The organism is Litoreibacter sp. GN1-5, assembly GCF_055693805.1.
This window is the reverse complement of sequence record NZ_JBVFUP010000001.1, coordinates 806,930-822,781: the sequence shown is the minus strand read 5'-3', so window position 1 is coordinate 822,781 and position 15,852 is coordinate 806,930. Positions and strand designations below refer to the sequence as shown.

The 15,852-nt window shown below is 55.4% G+C and carries 13 protein-coding genes and 1 pseudogene; 10 read left to right on the top strand and 4 right to left on the bottom strand.

Annotation, left to right across the window (positions count from 1 at the left end):
- The first annotated feature begins 26 nt into the window (after nt 1-26).
- The 7 genes from ntrX (at nt 27) to ACZ1HF_RS04175 (ending at nt 7,910) form a co-directional block, all read left to right on the top strand.
- Nucleotides 27-1,445 carry a nitrogen assimilation response regulator NtrX gene (gene ntrX, locus ACZ1HF_RS04205; protein ID WP_472656322.1) on the top strand — a complete coding sequence of 473 codons (1,419 nt, stop codon included), beginning with the start codon at nt 27-29 and terminating at the stop codon, nt 1,443-1,445.
- Nucleotides 1,446-1,586: 141 nt separating this feature from the next.
- Nucleotides 1,587-2,978 (top strand): Trk system potassium transporter TrkA, encoded by a 1,392-nt coding sequence (gene trkA / locus ACZ1HF_RS04200; protein WP_472656321.1) that lies wholly within the window; start codon nt 1,587-1,589, stop codon nt 2,976-2,978.
- Entirely contained in the window at nt 2,975-4,483 is a 1,509-nt protein-coding gene (locus tag ACZ1HF_RS04195) for a TrkH family potassium uptake protein (protein ID WP_472656320.1), read from the top strand. Before trkA ends, ACZ1HF_RS04195 begins: the two co-directional genes overlap by 4 nt.
- 135 nt (nt 4,484-4,618) lie before the next feature.
- Nucleotides 4,619-4,852, top strand: a complete 234-nt coding sequence (gene hfq, locus ACZ1HF_RS04190) for an RNA chaperone Hfq (protein WP_472656319.1) — start codon at nt 4,619-4,621, stop codon at nt 4,850-4,852.
- 2 nt (nt 4,853-4,854) lie between these two features.
- Nucleotides 4,855-6,120 (top strand): GTPase HflX, encoded by a 1,266-nt coding sequence (hflX, locus tag ACZ1HF_RS04185; protein ID WP_472658977.1) that lies wholly within the window; start codon nt 4,855-4,857, stop codon nt 6,118-6,120.
- Nucleotides 6,121-6,168: 48 nt separating this feature from the next.
- The gene (locus ACZ1HF_RS04180) at nt 6,169-6,582 is read left to right on the top strand and encodes a DUF2177 family protein (protein ID WP_472656318.1); all 414 of its coding nucleotides are present in this window, start codon (nt 6,169-6,171) and stop codon (nt 6,580-6,582) included.
- 134 nt (nt 6,583-6,716) lie between these two features.
- Nucleotides 6,717-7,910, top strand: coding sequence for an SUMF1/EgtB/PvdO family nonheme iron enzyme (locus ACZ1HF_RS04175; RefSeq protein WP_472656317.1), 1,194 nt, complete (start codon nt 6,717-6,719; stop codon nt 7,908-7,910).
- Between the two features lie 115 nt (nt 7,911-8,025).
- On the opposite strand, the gene ACZ1HF_RS04170 is transcribed toward ACZ1HF_RS04175, so the two are convergent.
- The gene (locus ACZ1HF_RS04170) at nt 8,026-10,488 is read right to left on the bottom strand and encodes a penicillin acylase family protein (protein WP_472656316.1); all 2,463 of its coding nucleotides are present in this window, start codon (nt 10,486-10,488) and stop codon (nt 8,026-8,028) included.
- A gap of 85 nt (nt 10,489-10,573) precedes the next feature.
- On the opposite strand from ACZ1HF_RS04170, the pseudogene ACZ1HF_RS04165 reads away from it, so the two are divergent.
- Both ACZ1HF_RS04165 and ACZ1HF_RS04160 read left to right on the top strand, forming a co-directional pair.
- Nucleotides 10,574-11,445: pseudogene (locus ACZ1HF_RS04165) on the top strand (NAD(P)-dependent oxidoreductase).
- Between the two features lie 197 nt (nt 11,446-11,642).
- Nucleotides 11,643-12,470, top strand: coding sequence for a C40 family peptidase (locus ACZ1HF_RS04160; RefSeq protein ID WP_472656315.1), 828 nt, complete (start codon nt 11,643-11,645; stop codon nt 12,468-12,470).
- 132 nt (nt 12,471-12,602) lie between these two features.
- Here ACZ1HF_RS04160 and ACZ1HF_RS04155 read toward each other — a convergent pair whose 3' ends face one another.
- The 3 genes from ACZ1HF_RS04155 to hemB form a co-directional block, all read right to left on the bottom strand.
- On the bottom strand, nt 12,603-13,031 hold the full coding sequence (locus tag ACZ1HF_RS04155; RefSeq protein WP_472656314.1) for a VOC family protein: 429 nt from the start codon (nt 13,029-13,031) through the stop codon (nt 12,603-12,605).
- 458 nt (nt 13,032-13,489) lie between these two features.
- Nucleotides 13,490-14,047, bottom strand: a complete 558-nt coding sequence (locus tag ACZ1HF_RS04150; RefSeq protein ID WP_472656313.1) for a lipid-binding SYLF domain-containing protein — start codon at nt 14,045-14,047, stop codon at nt 13,490-13,492.
- Nucleotides 14,048-14,194: 147 nt separating this feature from the next.
- Nucleotides 14,195-15,193, bottom strand: coding sequence for a porphobilinogen synthase (hemB, locus tag ACZ1HF_RS04145; protein ID WP_472656312.1), 999 nt, complete (start codon nt 15,191-15,193; stop codon nt 14,195-14,197).
- Nucleotides 15,194-15,310: 117 nt separating this feature from the next.
- On the opposite strand from hemB, the gene ACZ1HF_RS04140 reads away from it, so the two are divergent.
- Entirely contained in the window at nt 15,311-15,832 is a 522-nt protein-coding gene (locus ACZ1HF_RS04140; protein ID WP_472656311.1) for a component of SufBCD complex, read from the top strand.
- The last annotated feature ends 20 nt before the right edge of the window (nt 15,833-15,852 follow it).

Below are 15,852 nucleotides of genomic sequence, written 5' to 3'. Positions count from 1 at the left end.
AGCCACCAGTATATGGAGCAGAGAAAATGAGTGACATTCTGATTGTAGACGATGAACGCGATATCCGGGAGCTGATCTCGGATATTCTGAAAGATGAGGGCTATACGACCCGGCTTGCCGGCACCTCAGAGCAGTGTATGGCCGAGCTGAATTCAGAAGCGCCGGCGCTGATGATTTTGGATATTTGGCTGAAAGACAGCCAGATGGACGGCATTGATATTCTAAAACACGTCAAGCGCGACAACCCGGATGTGCCGGTCGTGATCATCTCGGGGCATGGCAATGTGGAAATCGCTGTCGCGGCCATCAAGCAGGGCGCATATGATTTCATTGAGAAACCTTTCAATATTGACCAGCTGACCGTCGTCATTTCACGGGCTATGGAAACAGCACGCCTGCGCCGCGAAAACAATGTGCTACGCCGGGGTGAGGGTGTCGTGTCGGACATGATCGGCGAAAGCTCCTCCTTCCGTGCGCTCCAATCGCAACTGGACAAGGTCACTGGGTCCAATGGGCGTGTCATGCTTACGGGGCCAGCCGGGTCGGGCAAGGATGTATGCGCGCATTATATACATGCGCATTCGAACCGGGCCAATGCGCCATTTGTGACTGTCAATTGCGCAACGGTTGAACCGGACCGCATGGAAGAGGTGCTATTTGGCCGCGAAGGTGCGGATCGCGGGGTAGAGCCGGGCCTGCTGGAGCAGGCGCATGGCGGTATCATCTTCTTTGATGAGGTCGCCGATATGCCTCTTGGGACACAATCCAAAATTCTGCGCGTGCTGGTCGAACAGCAATTCCAGCGGGTTGGCGGCAATGACAAGGTTCGGGTGGATCTCAGGGTAATTTCCAGCACGAACCGCAATCTCCAGACCGAAATTGCCAACGGCACCTTTCGTGAAGAGCTGTATCATCGCCTGAATGTTGTGCCGATTGACGTGCCTTCGCTGGAAGACCGGCGTGAAGATATCCCGATGTTAACCCGGTATTTCATCGAAAACCTGAACAAGTCGCAAGGTCTTCCCCTGCGGGAACTGGCCGAAGATGCCTCAACCTTGCTGCAGACGATGCAGTGGCCTGGCAATATTCGCCAGTTGAAGAACGTCATTGAGCGGGTTCTGATCCTTGGCCCCGACAAAGGGTCAATCACAGCGAAGGAACTGCCACAATCCGATGCAGGCGAGACAGGCGAAAACGGTCTGGCGATTACCGGTAGCCTTGCAACATTGCCTTTGCGCGAAGCGCGGGAGCTGTTTGAGCGGGAATATCTGATGACCCAGATCAATCGCTTTGGCGGAAATATCTCGCGCACGGCTGCTTTTGTGGGCATGGAACGCTCGGCTTTGCACCGCAAGCTGAAATCGCTTGGGGTTATGACATCCAACAAAGCCGGGGCGCGTGTTGCGCAAATCCAGCCAGATGAGATGCATCAGGCGGCCGAGTGAAGACTTGTTAACACAGGATGAAGGATGGGGGCCGCTTTGGCCCTCATCCGCTATGCTGCGCATCTGCACAGATCAGGGTTTGACCCCTTGCGGCCTGCATGTCATGCAAGGCGTAAGCATTGAAGCAACAAGGCCGCTTACATGAAGGTTATCATCTGCGGAGCAGGGCAGGTCGGATGGCAGATTGCCCGCCATTTGTCTGGTGAAAAGAACGATGTTACCGTTGTTGACAACAACCCTGAACTGGTGCGCCGGGCGACAGACAGCCTTGATGTGCAAGGTATCACTGGCTTTGCAAGCTATCCGGATATTCTGGAACGTGCCGGTGCGCGGGATGCAGATATGGTCATCGCAGCCACATTTTCGGACGAGGTTAATATGGTCACCTGTCAGGTGGCCCATTCGGTCTTTGCCATCCCGCGCAAGATCGCGCGACTGCGCAGCCAATCCTATTTGACAGCGATTTATTCAGACCTGTACCGGCGCGACCACCTGCCGATTGATGTGGTGATCAGCCCCGAACGCGAGGTGGCCGAGGCCGCATTGCAACGCCTTTCAGCGCCTGCCGCCTTTGATACGGAAAATTTTCTGGGCGGCAAGGCCCAGCTGTTGGGCATTCAGCTGGATGAGGATTGCCCGGTTCTCAATACGCCCTTGCGCCAGTTGACCGACCTGTTTTCCACCCTGCGCGCAATCGTTGTTGGTGTGCGGCGCGAAGCGACCTTGTTCGCGCCAGAACCGGGGGACCAGTTATTTGCCGGGGACCAGATTTATATCTGCACTCACCGTGACGATATTGCCCGCACCATGGAGATATTTGGCAAGTCCCAGACCAAACAGGAACGCGTCGTTATCATCGGCGGCGGCAATGTGGGCTTAGGCGTCGCCGAAGCGCTGGAGACGCGGGTTGACCGTATTCGCGCGAAGATGATCGAAAAGAACCGCAGTTGTGCCGAGCGGGCCGCCAACGCGCTGGAACGCACGATTGTTCTGCATGGGGATGGGCTGAATTCGGAGCTGCTGGCAGAGGCGAATATCAAGCGCGCGGACGCGGTGCTGGCCGTAACGGATGACGACAAGACGAACCTTCTGGCGGCTGTGCGTGCCAAGGCCGAAGGGTGTCCTATGGCGATTTGTCTGGTGAATGACCCGACCTTGGTGCCACTGATGAAGCCCCTTGGCATTGACGCCTATATCAACCCACGCGCCACTACGGTCAGTTCGATCCTGCGCCATATTCGCCATGGTCGGGTGCGTCAGATTTACTCTATCGGGGATGCCGAGGCCGAGGTGATCGAGGCGCAGGTTCTGTCGACCTCGCCCATTGCAGGGCAGACGATCCGCGATATTGATTTCCCCGAAGGTGTTCTAGTGGGGATGTTGCTGAAGGACGACAAGGTCGTGAAGCCATCAGGCGGCACCAAAGTAAATGAGGGCGATGTGGTCGTCATATTTGCCATGGCCGCTGACGTCCCCGAGGTCGAGAGGCTTTTGCAGGTCTCTATCGACTTTTCTGACGGCGCCCCGTCATGAGCTTGCTGCTGCGCTTGCCGTTATTCGTGGTCCTCATGGGTATCACATCGCTTGCGATGCTTGTGCCGGCCATGCATGCATTGGTGCTTGATCTGCACAGGGTCGCACAGCCTTTCTTTTACAGCTCGGTCCTGTTTCTGGTGCTGACAGCGTTGATCGGCTTGGCTACAATAGACCGCCCCAAGGGCAATGAAGCCCGCAGGCAACTGGCGACGCTGCTGGCAGCCTTTTCCGTATTACCGATGATGCTGTCTGTCCCGATGAGCGAGGCGGTGCCGGATGCAAGCTTCCTCAACGTCTACTTTGAGATGGTGTCTAGTTTTACAACCACCGGGGCCACAGTCTTCGACAACCCCGGCAGGCTAAGCGACCCACTGCATTTGTGGCGCGCTCTTGTGGCATGGATGGGCGGATTTCTAATGCTGTTGACGGCTATCGCCGTGCTGGCCCCAATGAACCTTGGCGGATTCGAAGTGCTGCGCCCAGTGCGCGAGTCCGAGACAGCCGAGAAAACAATTCAGGCCGGTGATGGCGCCGAGCGGTTGTTGCGATATACACTGCGGCTGTTTCCGATCTATGCGGCCGCAACTGCCATTTTATGGCTCTGTCTTATCTTGAACGGCGCGACGCCATTTTTGTCGCTATGCCTTGCCATGTCGACGCTATCGACAAGTGGCATCACACCCCATGGCGGTTTTCCCGAGGTTGATCTGGGCATTGCAGGTGAGGCGCTTTTGTTTCTGTTTATGATCGCGGCCATTTCGCGGCAGACTTTTATCAACGATTTCAACCGCTCTTTTCTGGGACGCCTGCGCGATGATCGTGAAATGCGCATTGCCTTTTTCTTTGTCACCACAATCCCGGTGATCCTGTTTGCACGCCACTGGCTGGGCTCTTTCGACTTTGATGACGAGACGAACTTCCTGTCCGCAGCCAAAGCGTTCTGGGGCGCGCTATTTACGGTGCTGTCTTTTCTGACGACAACCGGCTTCGAATCTGCGGATTGGGATGCGGCGCGATCCTGGTCAGGTTTGCCAACACCGGGTCTGGTTTTGGCGGGTCTTGCGATTATCGGCGGCGGTGTGGCGACCACAGCAGGGGGGGTCAAGCTACTTCGAGTCTATGCGCTTTACAAGCATGGCACGCGGGAAATGGAGCGGTTGGTTCATCCGAATTCAATCGGAAGTGCCGGTCGTCTGGGCCGCGAGGTGAGGCGGGAAGGGGCCTTTATTGCATGGATATTTTTCATGCTCTTTGCGATCACCATTGCGGTGATCATGGTCGCACTTGCAGCGACGGGCCTGCGGTTTGAAGCTTCCATGGTCTATACTGTCGCAACCTTGTCTACCACTGGTCCTTTGGCCGAGGTGGTGCTGGATGGCGCGCTCTCTTACAATTCTTTGTCTGAGGCTGCGAAGATCATTTTGATGGTCGCCATGGTTCTGGGGCGGCTCGAAACGCTTGCCATTATTGCGCTGTTCAACCCGGATTTCTGGCGTTCTTGAGCAACGATCAGCGGCGCTCTGCTTAAATCTCTGAATTCAGGGCTGGAATCTTTCCAAATCCCGCTACATAATCTGTTCGAACAAAAGATTGTGCGTTGTTGGGCAACGCCAAAAAACAAAAAAGGCAAAGAAAAAATGGCCTCTGATAAGCAAAATTTGCAAGATGCATTTCTCAATCATGTTCGTAAAACCAAAATTCCCGTTACGATTTTCTTGATCAATGGCGTAAAATTGCAGGGCGTAATCACGTGGTTTGACAATTTCTGTGTGCTATTGCGCCGCGACGGACAGTCGCAGCTTGTCTACAAGCATGCGATTTCGACAATCATGCCGTCGCAGCCCATCAGCCTCTATGATGGTGAAGAGTAATTCTGGAAGTCGAAGAGGCTGGCACCACCCGCGCTTGGGTGTTGCACCCTGATCTGAAAGACAGCCGACCGGCCGCTTTCGCTTTGGACGAAGCGGTTGCTTTGGCCGAGGCTTTGCCGGGCCTTGAGGTCTGCGGCGCTACGATTGTTCCGCTGCCAAAGGCACGTGCGGGTACATTGTTCGGCACAGGCAAGCTGGCAGAGCTGCGTCAGATTTTCAAAGCAGAAGAGATTGAGTTGGTGTTGATTGATGGCCCGGTGACGCCCGTGCAACAGCGCAACCTTGAGAAAGAATGGAAGGTCAAGATACTCGACCGGACGGGGCTGATCCTTGAAATATTCTCGGACCGTGCCGCCACCCGCGAGGGTGTTTTGCAGGTGGAACTGGCCGCGCTGAGCTATCAACGCACGCGCCTTGTTCGCGCCTGGACCCACCTTGAACGGCAACGTGGCGGTTTAGGATTTGTCGGTGGTCCCGGTGAAACCCAGATCGAGGCGGACCGCCGTGCGATTGACGAAGCAATCACCCGCATTCGCCGCCAGCTTGATAAAACAGTCAAAACCCGTGAGCTACACCGCGCCGCCCGTGCCAAGGTACCATACCCTGTTGTTGCGCTTGTGGGATACACAAATGCCGGGAAATCTACGCTGTTCAATCGCCTGACAGGGGCCGAGGTCATGGCAAAAGATATGCTGTTTGCCACGCTGGACCCCACCATGCGATCTGTCACATTGCCCGACGGGTTCGACATCATCTTGTCGGACACTGTGGGTTTCATCTCAAACCTGCCGACACAATTGGTGGCCGCATTCCGCGCCACTTTGGAGGAAGTGCTGAGCGCTGATCTGATCTTGCATGTGCGCGACATCTCGCACCCGGAAACAGAGAACCAGTCTAAGGATGTTATGACGATCCTGACTGATCTGGGTATCTCGGAAGAAACACCACTGCTAGAGGTCTGGAACAAGATCGACCTTCTGCCTACGGATCAGGCCGAGGCATTGCGCAACACAGCGGATCGTGATCCGTCTTTATTCGTGGCCTCCGCCCTGACGGGCGAGGGGATCGATCCGCTGCTGGACGTGATCTCCGGCAGGTTGGAAGAGGCGAAGACCAGCGAAACGCTGACGCTGGCATTCAAGGACGGTAAACGCCGTGCGTGGCTCTTTGCGCAAGAAGTTGTCACCAGTGAGCGTCAGACCGAGACCGGGTTCGATCTGGATGTGACATGGACCGCCACGCAGAAAGCCCGATTTGCGAAATTGTGAACCAGAAGGGCGGGCCAGGCGTTACCCTCAAAAGGAGTTAAATCGCCCATGACCATCGCAATTCTCTATGTCACCACGTTTGTATTGTTCTTGGGCTTTGATTACTTCGGGCTAACCTATCTGATCCGCCCGATTTTTGAGCGCGATATCGGCCATCTGTTGCTTGACGATCTGCGTTTGGGGGCAGCGCTTGTTTTCTACGGATTCTATATTGTTGGTGTTTTGTATTTTGTCTCATGGCCCGCGTTTACCACGGACAGATCCTTGGTGTGGGTGTTCCTGTCTGCCTCTCTTCTGGGGGCGATGGCCTATGGGACATATGAATTCACCAACCTTGCCACGCTGAAAGGCTGGACATGGTCCATGGTTCTGACGGACCTGACATGGGGCACGATATTGACTGGGGTGGCCGCGACAGGCGGCGTGGCAGTGGCGCGGCTGTTTGAGGGGGCTGTGTCGTAAACAACGCTTTTAGCTCTTCTTTCCAAAACGCCGTGAAGGCTTGATAATTTGAAACACACATTGATTTGTAATGTTAGAGGCAAGCGAATATGACGCGACAGTCGCTGGAAGAAATTGAGGAAAGTGTTCTGACTTTGAGCGCAGAACAATTCGGCGTTGAACGAGTAATGATTTCTCTCGACACCAGACCTGTTCAAGATTTGGGAATTGATAGCCTAGACCTCACCGAATGGATGATGGCCATCGAGGAGGCTTTTGACGTTTCGCTTCCCGATCCAGCTGAAATTGGCGATCCGGCATACAAAGAGGTCTTCACGCGCGCTGACTTGAACCTCCGAGACATGGCTGAGCTGGTTTATCTCCGTTGGGGGGCTGAGCGCGTGGAACGGTTAGCCTCTGGCGGGCGCGACTATAAGTTGAGCGAAAAGGCAGGGTTCTCACAGCTTGGCGGTCTGCTGCATTCCCTACCATCCCAGCTTTATCGCCCACTCGGAAAGTCGGAACTAGGTGTAGAGCAGTTTCGGCGGATGACAGATGGTATGGTCAGCCTACGGCTCGAAGGCGGTCGCGTCGAGATTGGAAGCAGGTGCCCAGATGCGCTACCCAATGAAAAACCTCTACATATCGTAGATATTTCACCATTTCTCATAGACAGAGAAACGGTATCAACAACAGCTTACTGTCGATTTTTGAACAGTATAGGCGAGACTGACAATGATGTCTTATGTAGCTGGTTTCTGATCAAGCCGAACCAACGGCGCTTTGATCACCAGCTTATTGAATGCAGCAATGCGGGCTGGTCGCCAAAGCCTGGTACTGAGGAGTGGCCGATGATTTTGGTCACATGGCATGGTGCCATTGCGTACTCTCTTTGGGCGAACGGTCAAGATTGGCGCGATGAGAACTGCGCATATATTCCGTCGGAGGCGCAATGGGAATACGCTGCGCGTGGAGCAACATCGAAGAGGTGGCCGTGGGGCCAGAGTGATCCAGAAAATGGCTCTATCAACGCAGGCAGGCATAAGCGGCACGCTATATATAAAACTGTAACAGATATTCCCCTTGCACCCGTGAATGCCGTGGCTGGTGTGTCACCTTTTGGTGGGCTGCAGATGGCAGGCAATGTTTGGCAATGGTGCGCTGATTGGTTCGATCCATTGGCATACACCAACACCAATACAACTCCGCTCACCGGAGTGCGCAGCGAACGCGGTGGTAGCTGGGTGAGCCCAACTAACCTTTCTAGAACATCCTACAGAAGGGGACGCGTGCCGGAGGCGAGGGGCAGGTGTCTGGGTTTTCGGTGCGTCGGTGTTGTTCCGTATTAGGGGGCTTCCGGGTATCCCTAAGCAGTCGCGTAGTCCTTCGAAGCCCGTTTTGCGATGTAGGTTTATGTCCTGACGCAAAATCAAAATACCTGACGTTTCAAAAGGTGTGTAACGACTATTCCGGTACCAGCACTGTGGTGCCGATAGCGCCTGCGCGGGCAAGTTCGGGGTCTAGTGACATCGGGATATATTCACCGCGCCGCCAGAGCACGCCCAGATCGTCGTAATGGATCGAGATCGGATGGCCGGATTGGCCTGTTGAGATCACAAAGACCGAGCTGTCCGGATCAGCAAAATCGTAGACGCCACGATAGCCCGCGCCATGGATATTCTGAAACGGGTCAGGCCCTTTGCCGCTGGTACGACCGCGCAGCAAGGTGTTGTCACCACCGCTGGTTGATTGCCGGATATTTACGAACCAGCTGAGAACCGGAATCGTGCCCAACACCTGATGATCATGGGTTGCCTCATGGGCGTCGCCCCAGCGCCAGCTTTCGATGTTGCGACCATAGCGGCCTTCCAGCCATAGGATTGCCTCATCCAGAGCGATGCGCGAAATATCGGTACAGGTCTCCTTCGGCGCGGATTGCAGCACGTCACACCATGCAGCGGCCCCATCGCGGTCGCGGAACACACGTTCAATGAACAATGGTTCCACATGGAAAAATTCGGCGCTGAGCGGGCCAAGCTCATCGCGGATCAGGCGGTTTTGTAGCGCGCGGACCCAGGCCGCATAGATCAACGGCTCAGGCAGATGTTCGGACATCTCCCCGTTCCAGTCCGCCATCAATTCTAACGCGCGCTGGCGTTGACGCTCGGGCGTGCCTTCTTGTGCTGCTTCGCCGGTAAACCATAGGTCCGCTGCAATCAGCGGCAACAGAGCGCGGGCAGAGAAACTAACTGTGTCCAGCTGTGCCTCGATAAAACTATCGCGGGTATGGACCTGCCGGTTCAGCATCAGACGCCGCCAGCGATGCACCCGCTGCGTATCGCCGTAGGTGAAACTGACATGATTTGGAAATGGGCGGTCCACCAGTTTGTTATTCGTGTTGCCGACAATCCCGCTTGTCGGCTTACGGAACTCGGGGTTTGCCGCATAGGGCATGATGCCCAGCCAGCGGTTCTGCTTTTGCCAGCCGGGCGAGGGGATGCGACCGCGGCTTTGATGGGCCGGGTCGCGGCGCGGGATTACCCCGACCGTTTTCAGCGCAACCTCGTTCTGATCGGCCAGCGTCAGGTTCTGAGCGGGCGCGATGTAGTCTTCCATCGCCTCAAGTGCCGCCTTTACAGTGTCTGATTTCATCAGCGTCAGACCTGCCTGTATGGAGGTGTCTTGTCCGCTCAGCGCAGTCCAGTTCAATGCAGTCACATGTCCTTTGGGCGTAATGCTGGTCAGATTGTAATGTATGCCGGGAAGGACGGGGCCGTTCTCGGACCATTGCAAATCTATAGTGATTGCAGGCTTATCTTTGATCCTGATGATCGACTGTCTTGTGCGGAAAGATTTGTAGCCATCAGGTGTGAGGTATTCGCCGTCATTGTCCGGGTTCAGCTTTTCAAGCGAGACATCCTGATCATCCACATAAGCCGTTGTCAGCCCCCAGCCTAGCATGTCGCTGCGCCCGGTCAGAACAAGGGGCATGCCCGGAATGGTGCCACCGATGACGCCGCCGGTTTGCAGTTCGAGCCGGGCAAGATACCAGATTGATGGTGCGGTGAAACCCAGATGCGGATCATTGGCCAGCAACGTGCCACCCGCAGCCGAGCTGTCAGGCGCGGCGGCAAAGGCATTCGACGCCCCGGCCAAACCGCGTTCGGGGAAGGGCGACAACGGATCTTTTGCAGGCGTCGGGGCTTTTGCGAATTGTGGAAACTCTGCGCCCGGAAACAGGCTTGCATATTCCAGCGCTGCGATCCCTGATCCGGGATCGTCAGGCAGAATGTCGCGCACGCGCTCTTCCGGTAGCAACAGTGAGGTCCGCGCGCGGATCACTTCTTCGCCCAGATGGGATGACAATTGCAGCGCCATGAGTTTGACAACCGCGATCGAATCCGCAGGACGCCACGGAGCAATCTCGTTCGAAAACAGGAAAAATTCTGGCGCGCCCCGACCCAATGCGTCTTTGTTGATTGTGCGCAGCCATGCATTCACCCCATTTGCATAAGCCTCAAGGGCGGCTTTGGTGTCTGCGCCCTGCGCTGCGACGGATTGCTGACTCAGGCCGTAAAGGTCCAGACGGCGCATCAACTTGTCAATTTCAAGCGTGCGTTCGCCAAACAGTTCACTCAGCCGGCCCTGCGCCGTGCGGCGCAGCATGGTCATCTGCCACAGCCTATCTTGCGCATGGGCGAAGCCCAAACCGTAGAAGACATCCTCATCGTTTTGACCAAAAATATGCGGGATATTGGAGTTATTGCGGACGATTTCGACCTCACCCTCAAGGCCGCTGAGGGTGTAGTTGGCATTATAGTCGGGCAGGGATCGGGAGGCGAGGTAATAGACACCCGCAAAGCCCAACAGGATCAGGAAGGCCAGAACCATGAAAATCCGGACTGACCATCGGAATATCCTTGCCATTTACACCTCTTGCTATTGACCGGCTCTTTTCTGGGTCGTTACATTCATTGGTCAACATAATCAAACAGATCGGAAGGTGCAGGCCATGGCAAAAGTAAGTTTTCTGGGATTGGGCGTGATGGGATATCCCATGGCAGGGCACCTGGTGAAGGCCGGACATGATGTCACCGTCTACAACCGCACATCTGCCAAGGCGCAGAAATGGGCTGATGAGCACAGTGGCCAGATGGCCCGCACCCCACGCGAGGCTGCGAAGGGATGCGACTTTGTTATGGCCTGCGTCGGCAATGACGACGATTTGCGCGCGGTGTGTCTTGGCGAAGATGGCGCGCTTGCGGGGATGTCACCCGGTAGCGTGTTTGTGGATCACACGACGGTTTCGGCCAAGGTCACGCGAGAGCTATACGCCGCCGCTGATGAAAAACAGATCAGCTTTGTCGATGCGCCAGTTTCGGGCGGTCAGGCCGGGGCCGAGAACGGTCAGCTTGGTGTCATGTGCGGCGGCGACGAAGGTGCTTATGCACGTGCCGAACCGGTGATCGACGCTTATGCCAAGGCCTATAAGCGGCTTGGCGAAAGCGGGCAGGGCAGTTGACCAAGATGGTCAACCAAATCTGTATCGCAGGCCTTGTCCAGGGCTTGTCCGAGGCGCTGCATTTCGCCGACAAGGCCGGGCTTGACGGCAAAGCTGTGGTGGAGGTGATTTCCCAGGGGGCCGCGGGTTCCTGGCAGATGTCGAACCGATATGAGACGATGATTGATGACAAGTTCGATCACGGGTTTGCGGTCGACTGGATGCGCAAGGATCTTGGGATTTGCCTTGATACTGCTGATGAAAATGGTGCGTCTCTGCCTGTCACGGCGCTGGTCGATCAATTTTACAAAGACGTTCAGAAACTGGGCGGCGGGCGTTGGGATACGTCAAGCTTGATTAAACGGCTGCGCGTGATGGGATAGACGGCGCGCATCACCGGCCCTATTGCCCTTTTTAGACACTGTTTTGCTTTCTTGCGGCAAACTGGAAACAAGTGTTGAATATGCAAATCTTTCCCGGCAGTAACCTTCATAAGGGTTTTAAAGGGCAGGATAGTTTTGGTGATTTATAGAACCGACACGCGTAACGGATATACATTGATTTTCGCCGGGGTATCGTGATGAGCGATCCACGCCTGACCCCGTTTAATGGCCGTGTGGCGGCAAGCTATCTGAAGGGCCATGTGGACGCCGCGGAATTCTCGGACGGTCGCCCGATGATGTGTACTGGCAGCCGGGCGTTTCTGTATGACACGCCGGGGGGCAAGCGTCTGTCGCAGCTGCTCTATGGTGATCTGTTTACTGTGTATGAACGTGGGGAAACCCACGCCTTTGTGCAGATGGATCGAGACGGCTATTGCGGCTATGTCAGTGAAGATTTTCTGTCGGCCCCGTTGGATGCCACCCATTGGGTGATTGCGCCGACGACCCATTTGTATCCCGCTCCGGATATCGAGGAAGACACGGATGATGAGCTGTTCTTCGGGGCTGAGGTCACAGTAATCGAGGCATCTGGCAGCTGGTCTTTGCTGGGGACCGGGCAATATGTGCCCTCGATGCACCTTCTGCCTTTGAAGAACCGTCTGTTTGATACTGTTGGTGTGGCTGATCTGTTTCTTGGCGTGCCGTTTATCAAGGGCGGCCTGACCCGCTACGGGATTGATGCGGCGGGGTTGGTCCAGATTTGCTGGCGCGCTTGCGGCAAAGCTTGCCCGCGTGATTGCGACATGCAGGAGGCCGAGTTGGGCGAGGCGCTGTTTGGCAGTGTGGCCTTGAACCGGGGCGATCTGATCTTCTGGCAGGATCATGTGGGGCTGATGTCGAACGATACGACCCTGCTTCATGCCAGCGCGCACCATATGGCTGTCGCCTATGAGCCATTACAAGACGTCATGACCCGGATCGAGGCCGAGGGCGGCGGAGATATCACTAGCATCAAGCGGCCATGATGGTGCCATGATGGGGACCGTCAGATAACCTTGAGCTTCAGGTCACGACATTGATCCAGATTTGAGAAAAGCGGCAAAGGTGTTGTTCGCGCGGATTGATCTGCCCATGAGCCATGCAGCATTGGCTTAACCTTAGAAATCAATCACCACTGATGGCGCGCTGCGCCGTGCCTCCCCATGATATACAGCCTCGATGTTGTTTCCGTCGGGGTCGAGCACGAAAGCTGCGTAATACCCTGGGTGATAGGCTCGCTCGCCGGGCGCACCATTATCGCGACCTCCATGAGCCATTGCCGCACGGTAGAAGGCATCCACCGTTGCCCGATCCTGTGCTTGGAAGGCTAGGTGGTGGCGCCCGGTCAGCGCGCCCAGCGCCGCCGGGCTTTCTGCCGAGGACACCACGAGTTCGTCTGCCCAGAAAAAGTTTTCTGTCGTGCCGACGACGGGAATCTCCAACACGGCCAGAACGGCTGTGTAGAAGCCTTGGCTGGCCTTGAAGTCGCGCACCACAAGCTGGACGTGGTCGATAAGCCGACCACGATGCAATTGATTGGTTTCCATGGTCGTCCTCCATATGAAATGGGCTTCCGAAGCTTTTCCATTAGGGAATTGATCTGAGTTATAACGGTTGATGCTTCCTAACAGTGCCATACCTTGGCGGCCAACTCCTGAGATAGATCAATGTCACTCGACTAGCAGCCATTAGCGAAATTGCAGCGAATTCACCCTTCGTCCTAACGTTGCTGAGCTACTCACAGATCGCAACGAAGGTTTAGTTTGGGTCAGGAAGGTTTGAGATTTGGGGCAATACTGCCTGACAGATACAGGCGGGTGGATTCAGAAAGCCCGTGGCATGGCGACAATGTTGCACGACATTCCACACGTGACACAAGGGGCGGTCTATGGGGGTGCTTCTTATCTGATGGGTTTCGACGCAGCAAAGTTCAGATACCGTTCATGACGTTTAAGCCATGAACGGTGCTTTGATGGTAGAAACTCGAATGCCGTCACGTTGGCGTTTACGGAATAATCCGCGTGTATTTATTGCCTTCGACCGTTGCGCCGGCAATCAAGCCGGCTTGGCCGAAGACCACTGCAATTACCGGGCTCAGCGCCGACGTTGAGTCGACCCCAAGATTTGCTGCATTGGTATTGACCGCGTATTGCGCATCAGCACCTACAGTCCAACCGGGGGAGCGGCGGAATTCGCTGAGCGCTTCTTGCGTCATAAAGAAAAGCGCGTGGGCATATTGTTGCGCACCGATCTGGAAGCCGAAGCTTGCTGCGGTGGCCGAATAATAGTCCAGCGTGGCCCCATTCACCCGAAGCGCACCGCGACCATAGCTGCCACCAACGCCAAAGCCTGCCTGCGTTACCAAAGGCATGATCAAGACACCAGCGGCCTTACTGGCCAGATTTTGAGTGCCAGGGACATTCTGGTACATAAATTGCTGCGCGCTGTCGACGCGGGCATCAAGCCGCTGCGCCCCACGGCTGTTGACGCCATTGCCACAAGCTGCCAGCAGGCCAGTCGCGCCTGCGGATAGGATAAGAGTACGACGAGAGAGACTGCTCATTGTATTTGCCTTTATATTTTACCTGCCTTGGCCGCTTTTAGGGCCATTGCCACAATATATAGGCCAGTTCCGCGCGGTTGTCACGAGGAATTGGGCAGGGGTCTTGTAACAACAAGATGAAGCGTTACGACCATATGTTTCGTCATCCTATTCGTTCAGAATCTTCGCAACCCGTGGGGCAAAGTAGCTCAGCACTCCGTCGCAACCAGCGCGTTTGAAGGCCATGAGGCTTTCCATCATCACGGCGTCCTCGTTGATCCAGCCTTGTTGGCCGGCCGCACGGATCATAGCGTATTCGCCGGACACCTGATAGGCATAGGTCGGGGCGCCAAATTCATCTTTGACACGGCGGCAAATATCCAAATAGGGCAGGCCGGGTTTTACCATGACCATATCTGCCCCCTCGGACAGATCGCGGGCGACAAGGCGTAGGGCTTCGTCCGAATTGGCAGGGTTCATCTGATAGGTTTTCTTATCCCCTGTCAGCGCACCGGAGGCCCCGACCGCATCCCGAAACGGGCCGTAGAAGCTGGAGGCATATTTGGCGGCATAGCTGAGGATCGCCGTGTCCTGATACCCGTTTTCCTCCAGCGCGGTGCGTATGGCGCCGATACGCCCGTCCATCATGTCGGACGGGCCCAGAATATCTGCCCCGGCTTCAGCTTGCGCCAATGCCATGCGTGTCAGCGCTTCGACAGTTTCATCATTGACGATGACGCCATCGCGCACGATCCCGTCATGGCCGTTGGCATTATACGGGTCCAGCGCAACATCGGTCATCACTGCGATGCCTGGCACAGCATCCTTGATGGCGCGTGTGGCCCGGTTGGACAGGTTATCGGGGTTCCAGGCTTCCTCACAAAACTCGGCTTTTACTGAACTGTCCGTGTAGGGAAACAAACAGATCACCGGGATCGAAAGGCTTGCGGCCTCTTTCGCGGCGACAACGGCACGGTCAATGCTCAACCGTTGGACGCCGGGCATCGACGGAATTGGCTCTGCGTGGTCGTCGCCATCCATCACGAAGACAGGCCAAATCATATCTGCTGGCGATAATGTGTTTTCCTGTGCTAAGGCACGCAGTTGCGGCGTCCGGCGCAAACGGCGTAGACGTGACAGCGGGGTAGGGGCAACGATAGGGGTCATCTTCATCCTCAAGGCGAAATTTTAACTAAACTCGTGGCATGTCTTGCCATGCTTCTCAAGTCTGGCGTTCTTGGTCTTGCATAGCTAGGGTGCCAAAAGGGATGAATGAGGTGAGTTTTGGACGTTTTTACAACGGCATTTGAGATCATTGATTTCCGGTCGTTTTCAAATTTGTGGTTCTGGATCGCTTTAGCCATTATCTGGTCCACCACCAGCCATTACGTGTTGGGTGTACCCTATGATATGATGCAACGTGCAATCCGTCACGGCGGGGAGGCTGAAGAAGATTTCCATACACTGATCCGGATCAACATCAAACGGATGCTCTATATCGTAGATACGGCCGGATTTTGGCTGGTCTTTCTGACCTTTTTCAACATTGTTTGTCTTGGGTTGCTTGGCTTCGTCTACGGGATCGAATTTTTTCAGGCCATTTTCCTGCTGTTTGCGCCTATGTCGATTGTGATCTGGTTGACTTTGCGAACGGCTAAGACCCTCAAGAATAAAACCGGGGATGAGCTCTACAAGGGCATCAGGCGGCATAGGTTTTTTGTCCAGCTTATCGGTATGTTTTCGATTTTCGTAACCTCCATGTGGGGGATCACATTTAACCTGCATTTCAACGTATTGGGCACTTGACACAGCGGCCCAACCCCGTA